The organism is Priestia sp. TRN 1309, from assembly GCF_050846875.1.
Lineage (GTDB): Bacteria > Bacillota > Bacilli > Bacillales > Bacillaceae_H > Priestia > Priestia zanthoxyli.
On record NZ_JBOZGM010000002.1, the window covers coordinates 119707 to 139832 of the forward strand.

Annotated in this window: 20 protein-coding genes and 1 pseudogene; 18 read left to right on the forward strand and 3 right to left on the reverse strand. The window is 36.8% G+C overall.

Features of this window, described 5'->3' with window-relative positions:
* The first annotated feature begins 79 nt into the window (after positions 1 to 79).
* Both ACRPLQ_RS07890 and ACRPLQ_RS07895 read left to right on the forward strand, forming a co-directional pair.
* Complete coding sequence (locus ACRPLQ_RS07890; protein ID WP_432236024.1) at positions 80 to 628, forward strand: GrpB family protein; 549 nt, start codon at positions 80 to 82, stop codon at positions 626 to 628.
* A 15-nt stretch (positions 629 to 643) separates the two neighbouring features.
* Complete coding sequence (locus ACRPLQ_RS07895) at positions 644 to 1576, forward strand: alpha/beta hydrolase (protein ID WP_432235865.1); 933 nt, start codon at positions 644 to 646, stop codon at positions 1574 to 1576.
* 128 nt (positions 1577 to 1704) lie between these two features.
* On the opposite strand, the gene ACRPLQ_RS07900 is transcribed toward ACRPLQ_RS07895, so the two are convergent.
* Entirely contained in the window at positions 1705 to 1857 is a 153-nt protein-coding gene (locus ACRPLQ_RS07900; protein ID WP_080743170.1) for a YflJ family protein, read from the reverse strand.
* A gap of 149 nt (positions 1858 to 2006) precedes the next feature.
* On the opposite strand from ACRPLQ_RS07900, the gene ACRPLQ_RS07905 reads away from it, so the two are divergent.
* The 9 genes and pseudogenes from ACRPLQ_RS07905 to ACRPLQ_RS07945 all read left to right on the forward strand — a co-directional run bounded on the left by ACRPLQ_RS07905 (position 2007) and on the right by ACRPLQ_RS07945 (position 12337).
* Positions 2007 to 2870: an alpha/beta fold hydrolase gene (locus ACRPLQ_RS07905; RefSeq protein WP_033579420.1), complete on the forward strand. Its 864-nt coding sequence runs from the start codon at positions 2007 to 2009 to the stop codon at positions 2868 to 2870.
* 433 nt (positions 2871 to 3303) lie between these two features.
* On the forward strand, positions 3304 to 4647 hold the full coding sequence (locus ACRPLQ_RS07910; RefSeq protein WP_033579419.1) for a hypothetical protein: 1344 nt from the start codon (positions 3304 to 3306) through the stop codon (positions 4645 to 4647).
* Positions 4648 to 4753: 106 nt separating this feature from the next.
* The gene (locus tag ACRPLQ_RS07915; protein WP_165635356.1) at positions 4754 to 5716 is read left to right on the forward strand and encodes a class F sortase; all 963 of its coding nucleotides are present in this window, start codon (positions 4754 to 4756) and stop codon (positions 5714 to 5716) included.
* Between the two features lie 230 nt (positions 5717 to 5946).
* Complete coding sequence (locus ACRPLQ_RS07920; protein WP_205689623.1) at positions 5947 to 7485, forward strand: AbgT family transporter; 1539 nt, start codon at positions 5947 to 5949, stop codon at positions 7483 to 7485.
* Positions 7486 to 7751: 266 nt separating this feature from the next.
* Entirely contained in the window at positions 7752 to 8978 is a 1227-nt protein-coding gene (locus ACRPLQ_RS07925; protein WP_028412855.1) for an ammonium transporter, read from the forward strand.
* 14 nt (positions 8979 to 8992) lie between these two features.
* Positions 8993 to 9355, forward strand: a complete 363-nt coding sequence (locus ACRPLQ_RS07930; RefSeq protein ID WP_013057611.1) for a P-II family nitrogen regulator — start codon at positions 8993 to 8995, stop codon at positions 9353 to 9355.
* Between the two features lie 271 nt (positions 9356 to 9626).
* Positions 9627 to 9815 (forward strand): annotated as a pseudogene (locus ACRPLQ_RS07935) (ABC transporter ATP-binding protein); the annotation flags it as partial.
* A gap of 527 nt (positions 9816 to 10342) precedes the next feature.
* Positions 10343 to 11023, forward strand: coding sequence for a hypothetical protein (locus ACRPLQ_RS07940; RefSeq protein WP_223546143.1), 681 nt, complete (start codon positions 10343 to 10345; stop codon positions 11021 to 11023).
* 216 nt (positions 11024 to 11239) lie between these two features.
* Complete coding sequence (locus ACRPLQ_RS07945) at positions 11240 to 12337, forward strand: acyltransferase (RefSeq protein ID WP_154973683.1); 1098 nt, start codon at positions 11240 to 11242, stop codon at positions 12335 to 12337.
* Positions 12338 to 12471: 134 nt separating this feature from the next.
* Here ACRPLQ_RS07945 and ACRPLQ_RS07950 read toward each other — a convergent pair whose 3' ends face one another.
* Positions 12472 to 12759 (reverse strand): hypothetical protein, encoded by a 288-nt coding sequence (locus ACRPLQ_RS07950; RefSeq protein WP_028412858.1) that lies wholly within the window; start codon positions 12757 to 12759, stop codon positions 12472 to 12474.
* Positions 12760 to 12980: 221 nt separating this feature from the next.
* On the opposite strand from ACRPLQ_RS07950, the gene ACRPLQ_RS07955 reads away from it, so the two are divergent.
* From ACRPLQ_RS07955 to ACRPLQ_RS07965, 3 genes are all read left to right on the forward strand, one after another.
* On the forward strand, positions 12981 to 13469 hold the full coding sequence (locus ACRPLQ_RS07955; protein ID WP_028412859.1) for a GyrI-like domain-containing protein: 489 nt from the start codon (positions 12981 to 12983) through the stop codon (positions 13467 to 13469).
* Between the two features lie 94 nt (positions 13470 to 13563).
* The gene (locus ACRPLQ_RS07960) at positions 13564 to 13854 is read left to right on the forward strand and encodes a hypothetical protein (RefSeq protein ID WP_013057601.1); all 291 of its coding nucleotides are present in this window, start codon (positions 13564 to 13566) and stop codon (positions 13852 to 13854) included.
* Between the two features lie 324 nt (positions 13855 to 14178).
* A complete protein-coding gene (locus ACRPLQ_RS07965; protein ID WP_033579407.1) occupies positions 14179 to 14637 on the forward strand; it encodes a hypothetical protein in 459 nt (152 codons plus the stop codon).
* A gap of 41 nt (positions 14638 to 14678) precedes the next feature.
* Here ACRPLQ_RS07965 and ACRPLQ_RS07970 read toward each other — a convergent pair whose 3' ends face one another.
* Entirely contained in the window at positions 14679 to 15899 is a 1221-nt protein-coding gene (locus tag ACRPLQ_RS07970) for a DUF418 domain-containing protein (protein WP_432235866.1), read from the reverse strand.
* Between the two features lie 165 nt (positions 15900 to 16064).
* Between ACRPLQ_RS07970 and ACRPLQ_RS07975 the strand changes: the two genes are divergently transcribed.
* The 4 genes from ACRPLQ_RS07975 to ACRPLQ_RS07990 all read left to right on the forward strand — a co-directional run bounded on the left by ACRPLQ_RS07975 (position 16065) and on the right by ACRPLQ_RS07990 (position 19867).
* On the forward strand, positions 16065 to 16961 hold the full coding sequence (locus ACRPLQ_RS07975) for an NAD-dependent epimerase/dehydratase family protein (RefSeq protein WP_257042600.1): 897 nt from the start codon (positions 16065 to 16067) through the stop codon (positions 16959 to 16961).
* Between the two features lie 121 nt (positions 16962 to 17082).
* Positions 17083 to 17529, forward strand: a complete 447-nt coding sequence (locus tag ACRPLQ_RS07980; protein WP_033579404.1) for an OsmC family protein — start codon at positions 17083 to 17085, stop codon at positions 17527 to 17529.
* Positions 17530 to 17668: 139 nt separating this feature from the next.
* Entirely contained in the window at positions 17669 to 19213 is a 1545-nt protein-coding gene (locus tag ACRPLQ_RS07985) for an MDR family MFS transporter (RefSeq protein ID WP_028412865.1), read from the forward strand.
* Between the two features lie 66 nt (positions 19214 to 19279).
* Positions 19280 to 19867 carry a PadR family transcriptional regulator gene (locus ACRPLQ_RS07990; protein ID WP_028412866.1) on the forward strand — a complete coding sequence of 196 codons (588 nt, stop codon included), beginning with the start codon at positions 19280 to 19282 and terminating at the stop codon, positions 19865 to 19867.
* Positions 19868 to 20126: the final 259 nt, after the last annotated feature.

Sequence of the window (20126 nt, forward strand, 5' to 3'; positions counted from 1 at the left end):
ATATGGCGGGTCTTTTTATTTAATTGAAAGGTGTGATAGTCTATTAAAATAAAGAACAAGGGAGGGAAGGTTAGTGACTATAAAAAGGGTAATAGAAATATTGAAATATAGTCATAAATGGCCGGAACAATTTGAAGAAGAAAAAAGGCGGCTTAGTTCTATTTTTAACAGTCTAAAAATAGAGATTCATCATATCGGAAGCACTGCTGTTCCCGGCTTAAGCGCAAAACCGATTATTGATTTACTTATTGAAGTGAGAGATATAAAAAAAGTAGATACATATAATCAAAAGATGGAACAGCTTGGATATGAAGCAAAAGGTGAAAACGGCATAAAAGGAAGACGATACTTCCAAAAAGGTGGAAATGAAAGAACTCACCACGTTCATATTTATGAAAAAGGCCACCCAGAAATTAATCGGCATATATGGTTTCGAGATTATCTGCGTACTCACCCTGATGCAGCCAAAGAATACGAAACGTTGAAAACAGAACTAGCGCATCGCTATCGCTTTGAACCGGAAAAATATGTGGAAAATAAAACGAATTTTATTCATAAAATAGATGGGCTAGCTTTAAAATGGAGAAAGGGAAGCAGCAATAAGAATAGGAAAGATGATCTTAGATAAAAAGGAGGAACGAGCTTGACTCCAGTTCTAAATCGACAGACAAATACAGGTAAAAAGAAAAAAACAATATGGATCAGCCTGATATCCTTTGTTATTCTTTGTTTTGTACTTTGTACGGCCATTTCTCTTTATGTAGGCATAAGCCTGACAAGACTAGATAAAAATCCTGCTGTGAAAAATCCTAGTGATTACGGCATGCACTATAGCAATCAAGTATTTTTGAGCAAAGACGGAATAACCCATTTAAAAGGATGGATGATTGAACCAACGGAACAGCCAAAAGCGACCGTTATTATGTCACATGGATACGGAAATAACCGTGAAGCACAAGGAGCTGGCTTTCTGCCGCTGAGTAAAGAATTTGTAAAAGCGGGATATCGAGTAGTCATGTTTGACTTTAGAGATTCAGGAGACTCAGAAGGAAATCAAACGACGATTGGTGTAAAAGAACAGCTCGATTTATTAGGCGTTATTCAGAAAATGAAAGAAACAACAAAAGAGCCAATTGTGCTCTACGGCATTTCAATGGGAGCAGCCACTTCTTTATTAGCAGCCTCTCAAGATGACGACGTAAAAGCAGTGGTAGCCGATAGTCCTTTTAGTGATTTAACCTCTTATTTAAAAGAAAATCTATCTGTATGGTCTCATTTACCAAATTTTCCATTTACACCGCTAACCATTGCTATTCTTCCTGTTATTGCAGATGTAAATCCTGCTGAAGCTAGTCCTATTAAAGCAGTCGAGCATATTTACCCTCGACCAATTTTATTTATACACAGCACAGGAGATACAAAAATCCCTTACACTGAAAGTGAAAAAATGGCTAAAACACACCCGGATGCTTTTCACTTCTGGAAAACTGATAAAGCAGAACACGTTCAAAATTATCATGTATACAAAAAAGAATATGTAAAGCGCGTATTATCTTTTATTCAGCAATCGCTGTAAAAAAAGTGGATGGGACAAAAATATTTTAGACGAAATGAAAAACGAACCATTAATCAAGACTTTTGATTAGTGGTTCGTTTTTTTATTAGGACAAACGTAGGTTTCATTTCGTTATGTCTCAACCTCTTTTAGCCGTTGATTTTACCTTGTTCTATAAGCTCAGCATGTAAATTACGAAGAATGTAGGTTTTATAACTTTCTAGCTTTCTTCCATCGATTTTGGAGATATTGGCCGCTTTTAACTGCTGAACAAACCAGCCCTTTGAATAGATATGAGCCATTGTTAATCACTCCTTCAAAAAAATCCACTCTAAATAATTAACTATATTCATAAAAAGAATTAAAAAGAAGTGAACGAAGCAAATGAATTGACGTTCATTTTTTACAGCGTTATACTGCTCTACAGCTACATAAAAGGAGGAAATGAACAATGAGCAAACAGTATATAAACGTAAATGGCGTTAATTTGCACTACATAAGCAAGGGACAAGGAGAGCTTATGCTATTTCTTCATGGGTTTCCTGACTTTTCGCATATTTGGCGACACCAGATAGATGAATTTTCTAATGATTTTCACACAGTTGCTCTGGACTTAAGAGGATATAACTTATCTGAAAAGCCAAGCGGACTAAAATCATACGAGATTGATGTATTAGTAGAAGATATTCGCCAAGTGATTGAAGGCCTAGGATATAGCTCCTGCACGCTAGTTGTACACGACTGGGGAGCAGGAATCGGATGGACATTCGCTTATCGCTACCCGGAATATGTACAAAAATTAATTGCTTTTAACGGTCCGCACCCTTATACATTTATGCGTGAGCTTAGAACAAATAAAAATCAGCAAAAAGCAAGCGAGTATATGAAATGGTTTCAAAAACAAGAAGCACAGGACTATATGGAACGAGACAACTTCTCAGGTTTGCGTAAGCTTGTGATCGACCCAGGTGTAAAAAAAGGATACCTAACAGCTGATGATGTTCAAGCATACATGAACTCTTGGGAAAATGGCTCTGTGCTGTCCATGCTAAGTTATTACCGCAATTTAAAGATTTTCACGGAAGAAGACCTTCGAAGAAAATCTTTGTTTCCGTTAGAAGAAGAAGTGTTAAACATCCCGGTACAAATTATTTGGGGAAATCAAGATCCTACTTTTATGCCTGAAAACTTAGATGGTATTGAAGAATATGTGCCAAACATATCTGTTCACCGATTAGCTGAAGCATCTCATGCCCCTCAGCATGAAAAGCCTCAAGAAGTAAACAACGTGATGTGGAATTTTTTAAATAAGTAAAGAGAAAAAGAAAGGTTTCCTTTAGAAACCTTTCTTTTTCTTTTGAATTTAAAATAATTTTAAAAAAAGTGATCCAACAGAATAAGGTGATCGTTAGGTAAGTAGAAAAGGAAGTACTTCTTGAAAAAAGCGGTTAAAAACTTTTTCAAAAAAAGTGATCTAGCTGAACAAAGCGTTCGTTAGATAAGTAGAAAGGGAAGGAATTCTTGACGAAAATGACATCTTAAAAAAGTTTTAAAAAAGTGATCCAAGGTCATTCGCCAATCGTTTAGTAGATAGAAAGAGAATACTTCCTAAAAAGAGTCATTAAATACGGGAGAACATGAAGGTGAAATATAAAGAATATTCAAAATGTTCAATCTTTTTAATGATTTAAGATGTAGTAAGAATGAAAAAAGTAGCGTACATCAACTAAAAATGAGGAGAGTGGAAAATGATGAAATTAAGCAAAAAGTTAATGATCCCTGTACTAGGAGCTTCACTATTGATGCCCACAATTGCAAACGCAGAGGAAGCACAACCAACGGCAGTAACAAAAGCTGCAGATTTACGAGCGAACTTAGACTACTTATTATCTGAACACTTTACGCTTGCCGTTGCCGCTATGACAACAGCCTATGACGGTTCTAAAGACGCTGACGCTGCGTTTAAAGCATTGGACCAAAATGCCGTTGACATGGAGCCTGCTATTGCGTCTGTCTATGGTGATAAAGGAGCAGCTGAATTTGAAAGAATTTTCAGAGAACATAATAATTACACAGATGATTTTGTAAAAGCAACAAAAGAAAATGACAAAGAAGCCATGGCTGAAGTAGATAAAGAAGTAAATCAATTCGTAAATGAATTTGCTAAGTTCTTAAGTACTGCTACGGAAGGCAAACTACCTGAAGATGCAGCAAAAGAAGCGCTTCGCGTACATGAAGACCAAGTAAAAGAAACATTTGAAGATTATGTAGCTGGTGACTACGAAGCGGCCGCTAAAACATACCGCGAAGGATATCAGCAAATGTTTGCCATTAGTAAAGCGTTATCAAATGCAATCGTAACGCAAATGCCCGATAAATTCGATAATACCAAAGTAGATACACCAGCAGCAGATTTACGTTCTTCATTAAACAGCTTAGCAGCAGAACATTTTGCTTTAGCAACAATGGGAATGGAAAAAGGGTTCAACGGTTCAAAAGATTACGACTATGTTAGCTGGTTAGAAAATGCTAACACAGCAGATTTTAAAGCTGCAATCGGTTCAGTATATGGCGATGAAGGGGCTGCACAATTCGAAAAAATTTGGCAAGGAGATCACATCAATGCCCAAGCTGAACTAGTAAGTGCACAAGTAAAAGGCGATGAAGCAGGAGAAAAAGCTGCTAAAGACAAGCTCCATAAATTCGCGCAAGAATTTGGTACATTCTTAGGAACAGCAACAGATGGAAACCTTCCAACTGCAGACGCACAGGCAGCTATAAAAGCACATGAAGATACGGTTATTAAAACATTTGAGCAATATGCATCCGGCGACTACGCTGGAAGTTATGATACGTACCGTGAAGGGTATAAATTAATGTTTGGTGTCGGCCAAGCTTTAGGTGAAGCGATTGTAAAACAAAATCCCGATAAGTTTGCTGAGACAGCTATGCCAACAGATATGCCGAAAACAGGTATGGGCGGGGCATCTGAATCAACGATGAACCCACTAACAGCGATCTATATTGCACTAGGTTCGTTAGCTGTATTAACAGCTGGAGTTATTTTACGCAAGAAACCAGTAAGCAAATAATATTTTTTCTCCTTTTCCTTATGAATTACAAGTCAAGAGTCCTAAAAAAAGAAGAGAGGTTGTTCTCTCTTCTTTTTTATAAACAGCTGTGAAACGAGGTGACGATGTGAAAAAAGCGATTGTTCTCGCCTACTGTATATTAAGTTTAGTCCTGCTTGTTAGCGGCGGACTATATTTTAAAGAACAAATGGTAGAAGCAAAAGAAATGAAGCAACAGAATGCAGCTAAGCAAAAAGAAAAAGAATCACAATCAAAGGATTTAAAAAGCCGGGTAACGCTTGAAGAGGAATTTGCTGTATTAAAAAAGCATAAAACAGAAGCCAAACAGTTAAACAAAGAATTCAAAGGAATCATTCCTGCAAAAGTGTCCATTCCAGCTATTCATGTGGAGGCTTCAATTGAACAAGTAGGGTTATTAGACAGCGGTGAAATGGCAGCGCCATCTACAGAAAATGGAGTTGCTTGGTTTGAACCAGGAGCTAAACCTGGCGTAAAAGGAAATGCTGTACTAGCAGGACACGTAGACAGTAAAACCGGTCCTGCCGTCTTTTACAATCTAAAAAACTTAAAAAAAGACGATGAAATTACCGTAAGAGATGCACAGGGGACCACGCTTACCTTTGTTGTTAAACGTACAAAAAGCTATCCGCGAGATAAGGCACCTTTAAACGAAATTTTTGGGTACAGCAACAAACGTAATTTAAATCTAATTACGTGTACAGGCACGTTTGACCGTGCAGAAGGAACCCATCAAGAGAGGTTAGTTGTATATACAGAACTAAAAGCTGACCAAGCAAAAGAATTGGAGCGTGAAGCAACTGCACCACAACCTCCCACACATGTAAAGATGAGCGGTAATTTGCTTACGTGGTACGCGGTACGAGAAGGCAATATTATCGGTTACCGAATTTATAAAAAGAACCCCGGCGGAACATTTGTCCATATTGGCAGCGTTTCGGAATTTGAGCGAAAAAGCTTTGCCGACTCCGACGCATCTCAGTCTCGTTATTATGTAACAGCTGTTAACGAGTCAGGAAAAGAGTCTGCCCCATCTAGTATAGCGAAATAACAAAAAGCTCTCTTCAAACGGAGAGCTTTTTGTTATTTTTGATTGTCGATTCAAAAGATCTCTTCTGGCTTTCTATTTATCTAAATGCTATTAGTTTTAATAGATAAATAAAAATTCCTTAAAAATAATACTTGAATAATATAAATATTCAGATTATTATGTACTAATAGTCTTTTTGGTAATTAAAAGGAAAAAAACAAAAAGAATCTAAAAGAAAAGGGAGAGAAAGTATGGCACAACCTAATTTGCAAACAGAGCAAAAACCACATCCAACAACCTTTCTAGACAAACTATTAGGAAGAGTAGAAGCATTCGGAAACAAACTACCTGATCCTTTTATTTTGTTTGTATGCTTAGCGCTTATTATCGTATTAGCGTCTGTTGCTATTAATAGTATGGGAGTAACAGTGGTCCATCCTGGTACTAATAAGACTCTTCCAATTAAAAGTTTGTTGTCGCATGAAGGCATTCAGTATATCTTAACATCGATGCTGACCAATTTCACTGAATTTAAGCCCCTAGGACTTGTACTTGCTATGATGCTTGGAGTCGGACTTGCAGAAAAAGTAGGTCTGCTTGAAGTGGCCATAAAGAAAACGATTTTAAATGCTCCAAAAGCTCTTATTACATACGCCATCATTTTTACAGGAATTATGGCCAACTTAGCGGCAGATGCTGCTTTTGTCATCGTTCCTCCGCTTGCAGCAATGATATTTTATACAGTAGGAAGGCACCCGCTTGCTGGATTAGCGGCAGGATTTGCTGGGGTGGGATCAGGCTTTACAGCGAATCTTATTATATCCGGAACCGATGGATTGTTATCGGGCATTTCTACTGAAGCTGCTAAAACAATTGACCCAAGCGCTGCTGTCAGTCCTGCAGCGAACTGGTACTTCATGGCGGCTTCTGTATTTGTTTTAACTATTATAGGAGCGATCGTCACTGAAAAGATTGTAGAACCTAGACTGGGTAATTATAAAGGAAAAAAACGCAATGATTTTGGTGAAATTAGTGAGGCAGAAGCAAGAGGCTTAAAAAACAGTATCGTTGCTGCATGTATTTATGTCGTTGTACTAGCTGTTTTCTTATTTTGGCCCAACTCTCCTCTACGAAATGAAGACGGCGGAATTGTTCCATCTCCTTTTTTAGATGGTATCATTCCGATTACGCTGCTGTTTTTTGTGGTAGTTGGCTCTGTTTATGGAATAACAGTAGGGAAAATCAAAAGTTCTAGAGATATACCTGCTTATATGACTGATTCGATGAAAGATATGGCAAGCTACATCGTCCTTATTTTTGCGGCTGCTCAATTTATTGCCTACTTTAATTGGACGAATCTTGGAACGTGGATCGCAGTAGAAGGAGCGGATATATTGAATGCATTACATCTAACAGGCTTTCCCGTTGTAATTGGTTTTGTATTTTTAACAGCTCTGCTGAATCTTCTTATTTTCAGCGGCTCTGCTCAATGGGCACTAGAAGCACCTATTTTTATTCCATTGTTCATGCTGTTAGGGTACAACCCTGGATTTATTCAAGCAGCTTACCGAATAGCAGATTCGTCTACCAATGTAATCACTCCTTTAAATCCTTACATGATTGTCATTTTAGCCTTTATGAAAGAATACGAGCCAAAAGCAGGGCTTGGAACCATCATTTCACTTATGCTTCCTTATACTTTAGCCTTCTTAGGAATTTGGATTATAATGTTGATTGTTTTTGCTGTATTCGGTATTCCTCTAGGACCAGGTGTATATATGTATTTGTAAAGAAAAATCCTCTTCTACTCCAAGAAGAGGATTTTTTATGTTAGAAATTCTAACACTTATAAATGATATTTCAGCTTATGTGTACATAGGAGAATAAATAACAAAAAGAAAAGAGGATAAAAAAACAAAAATTTTCTGAATAAATTTGCAAAAAGTAGTTGCTAAATACATATAAATCAAATATGATAGTAAACATAACAAAACATGTTATATAATCTAACATTAAATTTAGGGGTTATTTATTCGTACTTAAGGGGGAAATCATCATGCAAATGGGCGATTCAGTATTTATGTTTTTTTCAGCATTATTGGTTTGGATTATGACACCAGCTATTGCATTGTTTTACGGAGGCATGGTTCGAAGTAAAAACATGTTAAGTACCGCGATGTATAGCGTAGGTTCATTAGCTGTCATATCTGTTCTTTGGATAGTAGCTGGCTATTCGTTAGCATTTTCGACCGGTGGCAATGCTTTTATTGGAAACTTGGACTGGGTGGGATTAAAAGGCGTTGGATTCACTCCAAACGGGGACTACAGCGCAACGATCCCGCATAACATGTTTATGATGTTTCAACTAACATTTGCTGTGTTAACAGTAGCTATTATCTCGGGTGCTTTTGCAGAGCGCATGAAGTTTTCAGCATTTATCTTATTTGCTATCCTATGGTCATTATTTGTATATGCACCCGTTGCACACTGGGTTTGGGGAGTTGGCGGATGGCTTCGTGAACTAGGAGCTATTGACTTTGCTGGCGGAAACGTCGTTCACATTTCATCAGGTGTAGCAGGATTAATTCTAGCTCTTGTTGTTGGAAAACGAAAAAATGCCGATGCTGCAGCACCTCACAATTTACCGCTAACTCTTTTAGGCGGAATGCTGATTTGGTTCGGGTGGTTTGGATTTAACGTTGGAAGTTCCTTAACTATTAACAGCGTTGCAATGACGGCTTTCATTAACACGAATACAGCGGCAGCAACAGGAATTATCGGCTGGCTTGTAGTAGAGTGGATTATTAATAAAAAGCCTACGCTGCTTGGAGCCGTTTCGGGAGCGATTGCTGGACTTGTAGCTATTACACCAGCTTGTGGATTCGTTACACCGTTTGCTTCTATTGTAATTGGTTTTATCGGCGGAGCAGTTTGTTTTTGGGGTATCTTCTCACTTAAAAAGAAAATCGGTTACGACGATGCGTTAGATGCATTTGGTCTTCACGGTATTGGAGGAACATGGGGAGGTATCGCAACGGGTTTATTTGCCACAACTTCTGTAAATGATGCCGGCGCGAATGGTTTATTCTACGGAGACCCAAGTCTACTATGGAAACAGCTGGTGGCTATCGTAGCAACGTATCTATTTGTCGGCATCGCTACCTTCATTATTGTTAAAGTGGTTGGGTTGGTAGTATCTCTACGCGCAACACAAGAAGAAGAAACGCTCGGGCTTGATATTACGCTGCACGGTGAAAGAGCGTATCACGAATCGAATATGTAAAAGGGGTGGGCACAGTGAGTGATGTTTTAACAAAAATTGAAATTATTACGCGCCCTTCAAAGTTTGAAGAGCTTAAGCAAGAACTAGCAAAAATTGGCGTGAGCGGTATTACGGTTACAGATGCGTTAGGATGCGGATTGCAAAAAGGCATTACGGAACTTTACAGGGGGGTCAAAAAACAAGACAATATGCACGCCCGAATTAAAGTGGAAATTGTTGTATGCGAAGTTCCCGTATCCGACGTTGTTGATAAAGCAAGAAAAGTACTAAATACAGGTCAGCCTGGAGATGGGAAAATATTTATCTATGAATTAAAAAATGCGATTAAGATCCGAACAGGGGAAGAGGGATCACAGGCTTTACGAAACAATAGTTAAACTCGGGGAGAAGCGGAAAACAAAGGGTCATAAAAAGGTGCATAATATGCACCTTTTTTTAGGTTGAGTAGTTACAAGGCATGTTTCCTTATGGTGACATGCTTTTTTGTTATATATACAGCCAAAGAGTATATTGTAGAAAATAACTATATTTTTATTTTTTCAGCTTCTCTTTGTATATGAGATTGAATCTATTATGAAAGATTGCGAGAAAAAAGGGGTACATAAACAGTAATCTTTTTCATCGTTTCCAGAAATAACATTTTTCACAAAGATATTCGAGATTATTATGGAATTAAATAAAAGCGGAATGACCATTTTGCTCGTTGAACAAAACGCTTATCAAGCACTGCAAATCGCGCACCGAGGCTACGTGATTCAAACGGGAGAAATTATTTTGCAAGGAAAAGGACCGGAATTAATTCACAATGAAAAAATAAAAGAAGCTTATTTAGCTTAAAAAACAAACCGCATCGCGTTTTAACGCTGCGGTTTATTTTTGTTCACAGGGGATGATTTGGATAAAGCAGGTAAGCATTGCTATTATCTGGTTTAGTTTCTTAATTAAGTAGGGAACGTTTAAAATAAGATTATTGAATAAGTGAGTAATTAGATAACCTCCTAGATGAAAGGAATGCTTCAATTTAAAGCTTTTTCATAAAAAACAAAAAAAGTTGAAACTTTTTTCATCAAAAAACGTTTATAAAGTAATAGAAAAAAATGGGTACGGTTATTTACACTCAAAAAGGAAGTGAGAGCGTGGCGACGCTGAAAACTAATTATTTGACTGACTTATGCTTAATCTATAGAGAAAGTCAATTTTATGTAATGCAAATACCTAGTTTCTACAAAAAAATGGCTAGCAAATACTTTCAGTTTCAGCCCCAAGAAAAAATAATTGCGTATTTACACAGCTCTTTTATAGCGGGCCTAGATAAAAGGGGAATTTGCTTTACAAATAAGGGGATTTACTGGAAAAGCAGAGGGATGAAAAAAGGAAAAATGTTATGGGAAGATTTCGCTAACATTCAATCCATTACCATTCGAAAAGAAGAAATGATTTGTTTTAATGACGTGGAGAAATTTCAAGTCAATCAAAACGATTACTCAGCTAGAAAGCTAGTATCTCTATTAAAAAAAATCAAGAAATTTATTCGCACTCATTCCCATGAATATATGTGTCAAGACTATATATATCCATGTGTATCCTCAAAAGAATTAACTTCTATTTGTTCATCTTTTCAAATTCATCAAACACCTGATCCAAAAGATGTGTTGTCGGTAGCAGGACAACTATGTGAAGAAGTTGAAAAAGAGATGCGAAACAGGCTCTATTTACCTGCAAAAGAAAAAATTGTAGCTCATTTAAATACATATCCTCTTCAAAAAACCGAGGGGATTACCGTTTGTTCTAAAGGAATTTATTTCTCAAAATCTTTTAAAACAGTTTATTACCCTTGGCACTTATTTCGCCACGTAAGTATTTCAGTGGAAACAGAGGAATTAAAAATTGCTAAAAAACATTCGTTATCTCTCAACTCAGCTGCCGTATCAAGCGGAGAAGTAATGCTGTTTCTCAAACAAATTAAACAGCATGTGCAGGCTTTGCATGAAAAAGAAATCGATATTAAACAAGATAATAAGTTTGCATGGAAAATGTTAATTTAAAAAACAGGTTAGCGGTAATCTGTTTTTTGTTTTGTAGTTCTTTAGAATCATTTATTTGGAATATTGAAAGACATCATACAAGTAAACAAGACTAGAATATTGGAAGTTAAGAAAATTTTTCCATGACTATAAGGTTAATTTTACCAAAATGTCTTTTTCGTTTGGATAATTATGCTAAAATAGAGCTCGAGTTTATTTTAAGGAGCTGACAACAAGATGGAACGTAATTATTCAATTGATTTTATTAAGTTTTTTGCTACAGTGTTTGTGGTTTGTATTCATGTTAATCCATCACATGACGATTTCTTTTTAGGGAACCAGGAAAATGTGCTAGATGTCATTGTTGACACATTTGCACGATTCGCGGTTCCTTTTTTCTTTATTGTATCAGGGTATTTGTTTACGAATAAAATTCAAAAACACCCAAAACCTTCTGCATACTTAAAAAAATACACGTGGAATATTTCAAAGCTTTATGCATGTTGGTTCATCTTTTATTTATTGTTTGGTGTAGTTCTGCGCTTATTTCAGAACCACGGAACATTAGCAGAGCGAAAAGATGCAGTAGCTGATTATTTAACATCATCCATCACATTCAAAGATATCTTTTATTATGGAAGTGACACAAGTGGATTTCAGCTTTGGTACTTGATTGCGTTAATTTGGGCTGTTGTTATCGTTTTCTTATTTCAAAGATGGAAAAAGATCGGTTTATTAATGCTTATCAGCACCGTATTATATGTAACTGGGTTATTTGGACAGTCTTATTCTTTATTTTTTCCACTTTCTTTTCAAACAAGAGATGCCTTGTTCTTTGGTTTGTTCTATACAGTATTAGGAGCTATGTTTGCCCTTTATGGTAAGCAAATTCTGTCAGTATTAAACGTAAGACCCATGATTTATTTAGCCAGCTTTTTTGTGTTTTCAGCGTTAGAGATCGCCGAGCGCTACTGGTTGGTTAATATCCAGCACAGCAAGCCCGGAGACTATTTTATTTCTACGATCTTTTTATCAGCATCATTGTTTTTATTCGTATTAAGCAGTCCAAGCCTTGGCAAAAACTCGTTTTTCTCAAAGGTTGGGAAAAATTCAGTTGGCATTTATGTCGTGCATATATGTATATTAAATGAGACCTATCGATTGCTTCGTTCCATAGATTCTTCTTTCTTTACAAATAGTATCGTCGCATATGTACTTATCGTCCCAGCAGTTTTTTGGTGCTCGTACTATTTATACAGAGGGATTCAATGGACAAAGGGAAAGTTACATGCAAAGCCGCACAAACATTCGTTTACAAAGCTACAGCATAAATAAGAAAAGCACCGGAGCAAGGGACTGACCCCAAAGCTTCCGGTGTTTTTTTGATAAAAAATGAGTAATTTAAAACCTAATTAGCTTGAGCTTCGTCTAATGTATTGAAAAAGAGCTGGTTAACTAAGCCAGCTCTTTTATGATGCAATAGCATACAAAAGCTGCTTTTGCATTTTAGGAGATAAAGGAATATTTTGATACAATTCGTAAATATGATGTTCGTTCCGGTGATAACAAATCCAATCCTTGTATGTTCCTTTTAAGAAGATGCGAAAAAACACGATTCGCTTATTCGTGCCGCCTGTTTTTAATTCAATTTTCAAATCATCTGTTTCTAATGTATACTGTACTGTAGAAGAGGAGAGAGCAAGTTTAGTTGTTTTTTTACTTGTTTTAATGAATTCGGCAAGTTCAATGATCTTCATTTTTTTACCTCACTCTATTGTAAATTAGGGGTATCTTATACGTATGATGTGTACAAAGAAAATAGAATCGTTTTTTTATAGTTTAGAAGAAGGATCTTCAGCCCCTTCGTTAAGGGATTTGCATAAAAGGTTGACGTTTTCTTTGAATACAAATAAAATGCATATTAAGAAGTATTTCCCTCATTGTAACTACAGAAAAAGAAGAATTAAGGGGGCTCAATATGTTGACTGACTTAGTCGTAAGTCAAAAAGTAGTCAAGGTAAATGAATTCACTGTTGTAGGAGTGCCTATTCGAACAGATGAACCTGTGGAAGAAACGGGCACAGGTCTTATTCCTGAGCACTGGCAGACTTTTTATAAACAACAGTTAGCTAATAAAATCGCCAATAAAGTAAATGGTAATACATTTGCTCTTTATACAGAATTTGAATATAATCAAAAAATGGATTTTACATTTGCTCTCGGCTACGAAGTTTTACCCGGCGGCGAACTGAAAGAGGATATGAGAGAGTTCATCATCCCAGAAGGTGAATATATGGTGTTTACAACAGCTGTTGGGCCAGCTAGACAGGTAGTCGTAGAGGCTTGGGCTTATATTCGCGAGTGGGCTAAAAAAAATCATCGTGCCTATAAAATAGATTTTGAACTATATGATGAACGCTGTATTGATCCTGAGTACAGTCAAGTTGATATTTATGTTTCGATTTAATAGCTAGTTTTGCTAAGTAGTTAAGATGCAGAGAAGCGTTTTTTTGCTGCGTTCTTACTTTTGACGATAGGAATACAAAAGGGGTTTAGTGAGAGTGATCAGCAACGATTTATTACAAGCTTTAAAAGACGGATATAAACAGAGAATTAAATGGGTACTTATAAGTCAAATGGCACTGTTCATCACCGTAGCAGTCATACTTGTATCAAATTTTGTCACTAAATTTTCGTTTAACCAATTAAGCTTTATTTTTGTTTTGGTTAGTATAAGTTCGCTGTTATCAGGGGTAGAGCACGTATTGTTAAAACGTGAGAAGTGGCAATGGATTTTTGATTTTATTTTAGCTGCTTTTTTTATTGGTTTATCTATTTTTTTACACCGTTAAAGCGCCTGGTTCAGCGCTTTTTTATTTTGAACAGCTCAGCACACAAATTTCAGACCTTTCTAGTATAAACAAAACAAAAATAGGTATTTATGACGAAAATAGTCAGAAAATTTAGTAAAAAAGTCTTGTATCTTGTCTTTATTTCGATTATGATAAGTTTACACCCTTCGTATTCACTTCTTTGGATGTCAGTACCTCTATTTTTACACTACAGAAAAGAGGTGAAGCCATTTCTTCAGTTTTCCTGCTAGCCTGCATATTAACCCTTTTAGCTATTTTATTTAGTAGCAACTACCCTCAAAATTAAAGGAGAGATCCGCGCTTATGTCAAAAGCTCCTGTAAAAAACGATATTGAACTTCAACTATCTGAAACGCACTTTTTTCAACTGCTTGATTTAATTTATTTAGGTAACTGGATGGTCACAGCATGTTCTGGAGTGGAAGATGAGCATGCACAGGAATATACGGATGTAGAAAAACAAATGTTTTCACACGCAGAGCCTTTCCTTGAAAAAGGACCTTTTCACACGCTAAACAGTGAGGTTATGTTTACAGAAGAACATGAAGATTCTCTTCAAGATATTATTGGAGAATACGATAACGAAGTGTTTTGGGAAGCGCTAGCCTATCGCATGGCTAAACGAGATGTGATAGAGCAAATAGGACCCACTAAAGAAATAAAAAATGAAGTTTTTATGCAAATTTTTCATCGAGAAATGGATTATATACGAGAGTTTGAGACAAATGGAATTAAACGAATAACTATACCGCCTTTGCAGTAAAGGAGACAAATCGGCTTTCAACCTTGAAGGCCGATTTGCTGTTAAGCTGAAGCTTTTCTATTCCGCCTAAGAGGCGGGAGAGATCGGTATGTAAAGCTCCGCCATAACCATTCACACGGACCGTAATAGAAATAATAAAGCCACCACTTATTAAGAAAAAGCTGGAGTGTATAGATGATGAGGCAAATAACCGTGCTTTCCATTAAGGTAAGAGTTCCGTATAAACCAAAGACTCGAACCATCCACAGGCAAATTAAAGTTTGGCTAAGGTAAGTTGTTAATGCCATTGTTCCACTATACTTAAAAAGACCCAGCATTGAAGCGTAAGGAGAAAATTGCAGGAATAACAGTAAGGTGGTAAGATAAAAAAAACATAGAAAAATGCCGCTCAAACTTGTAAAAAGGTGAATGGCCGCCTGCTGATAGAGTTCGTATCTTAAAATCTCTGTTTTTAGCATGGCCAGAATAATAGTTAAAGTGAAACCTGCTGCGCCTGTTATTGACTGAATTTTCTTTAAAAAAGAACGATTTTGTTCGATATTATGTACCAACCCTTTTTTAGCAGTATATAAGCCAAATAACAACATAGAAAATACGGGAAAGATAGAAAACGGTAGATTTAATAGCATAGGCACCACTTCAACATTCAAACGATAAAACAGCCAAGATAAATAGTCTGCTTGCCTGTAGGTGGATAAATATTGGGTTAAGACATGTTCATGTAAAGCTTTATACTCCCACTGAGCCTCCTGCAAGACGTGTGCTGGAGTAAAAAACTGCATACAAGCCAAAAGATAAAAAAAGCATAGCAAGCCTATTGCCCACAGCAAAATCGTCTTAGCTTTTCGATTGTAAAAAAAGAATAATAAAAGACCGCCAATAGCATACACATGCAAAATGTCTCCATACCAGAAAAAGACAAGATGAAAAAGCCCGATTAATAGCAAAGAAGCCATTCTTCTTGACCATAAAGCAGCGGCAAAGTACTGCTTTTCTTCAGCTCTATGCAAAAAAATTCCGCATCCAAGTCCAAACAAAAAAGAAAAGATGGTAAAAAACTTCCCTTGGACAAATAGCTGCAAGAATAAATCAATATAAGCATCTATTCCTTCATACTTATAAGAAACATTGTACAGCTGAAAAATAAATATCGGAGAAGTAAAAGCCGGTATATTCACTAAAAAAATGCCCAGCAAAGCAATGCCCCGAATAATATCAAGAATAACAAGACGTTCTTTAAGGGGAAGTGGAGAAGGATTCATCGCTGTCGCTCCTTTTGGTTAGATATGTACATCTTAACACGGCAGTGGCGAAAAAATAGGTGGAAGTACAAAAAAATAAGCGGAAAGATTCATAGCTTTATGGATGAAAAAGTTGGATAATAATGGTATGGTCACCCATATCAAATATGAAAGGTGGAGAAAAAGATGAAAACAGCACTTGTGTTAGGTGGGACGCGTTTTTTCGGAAAAAATTTAGTTCAGACATTGCTTTCTAAAGGAGTAAAGGTTACGTTAGCAACGCGAGGTAAAACACCGGATGATTTCGGCGACCGAGTTGAGCGAATTTTTCTTGATCGTGTAGAAAAAGATTCTGTAATCGAAACAACAAGAGGAAGAAAATGGGATGTTATCTTCGATCAAATATGCTATTCTTCACACGGCGCAGCTGTTGCTGTTGAAGCTTTTCGTCATAGTACGAGTCACTATGTACTTACCTCGACTCTTTCAGTATATGGTTCTTTAGAAAAAACGTGTTATGAAGAAGATTTTGATCCATACAAGTATCCTATTTCATATACACGCCGTGAAAATATTTCCTATCAAGAAGGAAAACGCCAAGCCGAGGCAGTATTCTTTCAAAAAGCACCGTTTTCGGTAACAGCTGTCCGTTTTCCAATTGTTATGGGAAAAGATGATTATACGGACCGCTTGCGTTTTCACATAGAAAAAATTATGCATGGAGAAGAAATTGGTGTACCGGCTATTGAAGCAGAAATGAACTTCATTTCACAGGAAGAAGCAGGTGAATTTTTAGTTTGGTGTGCAGAACAGAAGCTAAAAGGGCCGATTAACGCTTGTTCAAATGGTACCATTTCACTCAAAAATTTATTTTCATATATTGAACAAGCAGCGGATAAAACAGCAAGAACAACCTCTCGTTTAACGGATGAAAATAGTTCTCCGTACGGAGTAGATCATTCTTGGACGATGAGCAATGAAAAAGCTAGCTTTTGGGGATATTCATTTACGAACCTGCAGGACTGGCTGCCTTCATTAATCAAAACTGTCGTTGAAAGCGAAAAGAAAGTACCTTTAAGTTAGAGAACAACAAAGACTGCACGTTTAGCAGTCTTTTTGCTATTACAAGCAGAACATTTTTATTTTATGAGCAAAAAAGGTACGCTAAGTATACATCATTATATAGAAGAAAGAAGGATACACTATGGCAAAACATCACTTTCATTTGCAAGCAAATTGGCCAGGAGGCCGAAATGAAGTGGGAACAATTGAAGCAGGGCAATTAAAAACAAACATTTCTATTCCACCAGAAATGGACGGGCCAGGAGCCGGGACAAATCCAGATGAAATGCTGCTAGGAGCAGCAGCCACCTGCTACATTATCACGCTTGCAGCGATGCTAGAAAGAAGTGGAATCCATCAGGAGGCTTTAACGATGGAATCAGAAGCTATCGTGGACGTAACGAATGGTGTGTTTACGTACGAAAAAATCATTCATAAACCTCACGTGATCGTCACACCTGAATTTGCGGCCCAAGAAGAGAAAATCAATCGACTTATAAAAAAAGCAGAAACGTCCTGTATGATTTCAAGAGCCATTCAAGGAAATGTAGAGATCGAATTAGAACCTCAGTTCACAGTAAAAGCGTAATGAATCCATTACGCTTTTGTTATGTTTATTTCTAAAAAATAGCACATTTAAGATTGTAAAATACTCAAATTTGAATATAATAATTTAAGTAGCTATCATTTCTGTTCATCAAAAAGATGACGCGAAAGGAGGAACTGAAATGGTTTCATCAGAAAAACATATTCGTTTTATCGTAGCAGGATTGCTGCTCGGTATTTTTATGTCAGCCATGGATAATACCATCGTAGCGACGGCTATGGGGAAAATCATTTCTGATCTAGGCGGATTAGATAAGTTTGTCTGGGTTACGTCCGCTTATATGGTTGCCGTGATGGCAGGTATGCCGATATTTGGTAAACTATCTGATATGTACGGCCGTAAACGGTTTTTTATTTTTGGGTTAACCGTATTCTTACTTGGATCCGCATTGTGTGGTTTAGCACAAAGCATTGTGCAGCTAAGTATTTACCGAGCGATTCAAGGAATTGGAGGAGGAGCGCTTCTTCCGATTGCTTTTACCATCGTATTTGATATTTTCCCTCCTGAAAAACGCGGGAAAATGACGGGATTATTAGGTGCCGTTTTTGGCTCAGCAAGCGTATTTGGTCCACTTCTCGGTGCTTACATTACGGAATACATCAGCTGGCACTGGGTGTTTTACGTGAACGTGCCAATTGGACTTTTATCGTTATTTTTTATTATGCGCTTTTATAAAGAGTCAAAAAGTCATAAAAAGCAAAAAATTGACTGGGCTGGTGCAGCCACTCTTGTCATTTCAGTAGTAAGTTTAATGTTTGCTCTTGAACTTGGAGGAAAAGAGTATGAGTGGTCTTCTCCGCAAATTTTATCTCTTTTTGCTATCTTTGCTGTGGCGCTGTCACTCTTCTTTTTTGTGGAAAAGCGCGCGCAAGAGCCGATTATTTCATTTTGGATGTTCAAGCGCCGTTTATTTGCAACATCACAAATTCTCGCTTTCTTATACGGAGCAACGTTTATTATTTTAACGGTATTTATTCCTATTTTCGTTCAAGCTGTCTACGGAGGTTCTGCTACAAATGCAGGTTTAATTTTAACTCCGATGATGTTAGGCTCAGTAGCAGGAAGTGCGATCGGCGGGATTTTTCTCACAAAAACAAGCTTCCGAAACTTGATGATTATGTCCGTTTTTTCATTTGCAGTAGGAATGTTCTTGTTAGGAACAATGGAACCTGATACACCTCGTTGGATGCTCACGGTATTTATGATTTTGACTGGATTTGGCGTAGGGTTTAGCTTTTCTCTTTTACCAACGTCGTCAACTCATAAGCTAGATCCACAGTTTAGAGGTTCTGCCAACTCAACAAACTCATTTGCTCGTTCTTTAGGAATGACGCTGGGAGTTACGATTTTTGGAACGATTCAAAGCAATACATTTACAAATGAGCTGCAGCGCAATTTTCAAGGTATGGGAAATGGATCACAAGGAGCATTTTCTCAAATAGGAGATCCGAGTGCAGTTTTTCAATCAAGTGCCCGAAACAGCATTCCGCCTCAAATATTAGATAAGATTGTTGATGCTATGTCTACATCGATCACGTATGCATTTATGCTTGCTCTTATTCCAATTGCAGTAGCTATTATTACTGTCTTTTTAATGGGAAATGAACGAGTGGAAGTTCCCCCTAAAAAGCGGGTAGAAGCTAAGGAACCTGCAGCTCAAAAATAGAAAAGGCACGAATTTATTCGTGCTTTTTTTACTAAATAAGATGCATGTCAAGAGGTGAAAGGTGTTATGAGTGTTAAATTAGTCATACTGGGCTTATTAATGGAAGGAAATAAGCACCCTTATGAAATTCAGCAAACCATTAATGAAAGACAAATGAAGCACTATATTAAACTTGCAAGCGGTTCTTTATATTACGCTTTTGATACGCTCGAAAAAGATCAGTTGGTGAAAGTAGTCGATGTGATTCGAGAGACGAACAGACCTGAAAAGACCGTTTATTCTATCACGGATGCAGGAAGAGAAGAATTTGAACGCCTTTATTTTGAACAGCTGTTAAAAAAAGAGCATATGCATAGACCTGTTTATGCTGCTCTTTCATTTACTTCTTACGTGGATCAAAAAAAAGTGGCTTCTGCTTTAGAAAAAAAGATTGAGGAAACGGCAGCTTATTTAGAAAAAATGCAAAATTTGTATCAAGTTAAAAAGGTGGATCATTCCATTGCAAATCTGTCGATCATTATGCGCACGATTATGCATTTGAAAGTAGAACTAACTTGGTTCACTCATTTACTCGAAGCGGCGAAAAGCAGCAAGCTTACAGAAGTAGATGATGGTTATTTTAAAGACGTTGAAAAAATCGTAGATGAGTTTTAAAAAAAGAAGCAAAACACTGCTTCTTTTTTTAAATAGTCATAAAATATATTTCAAGCAATTTAATTTTGCCAAAAGCTAGGTCAATAACAATTAATTAACACCTGATTCGACCTTTAATCAGCTTTACTTATAAAACGCTTTCAAAAAGTAGTAAGACTATTAAAAAAGTAAAAAAAATTAAAGAAATATAGCGATTTCATTTTGATTGACGAGTAAAAGAGTGGTAAAATATAAGCAGATATCAGATACACACGCAGTG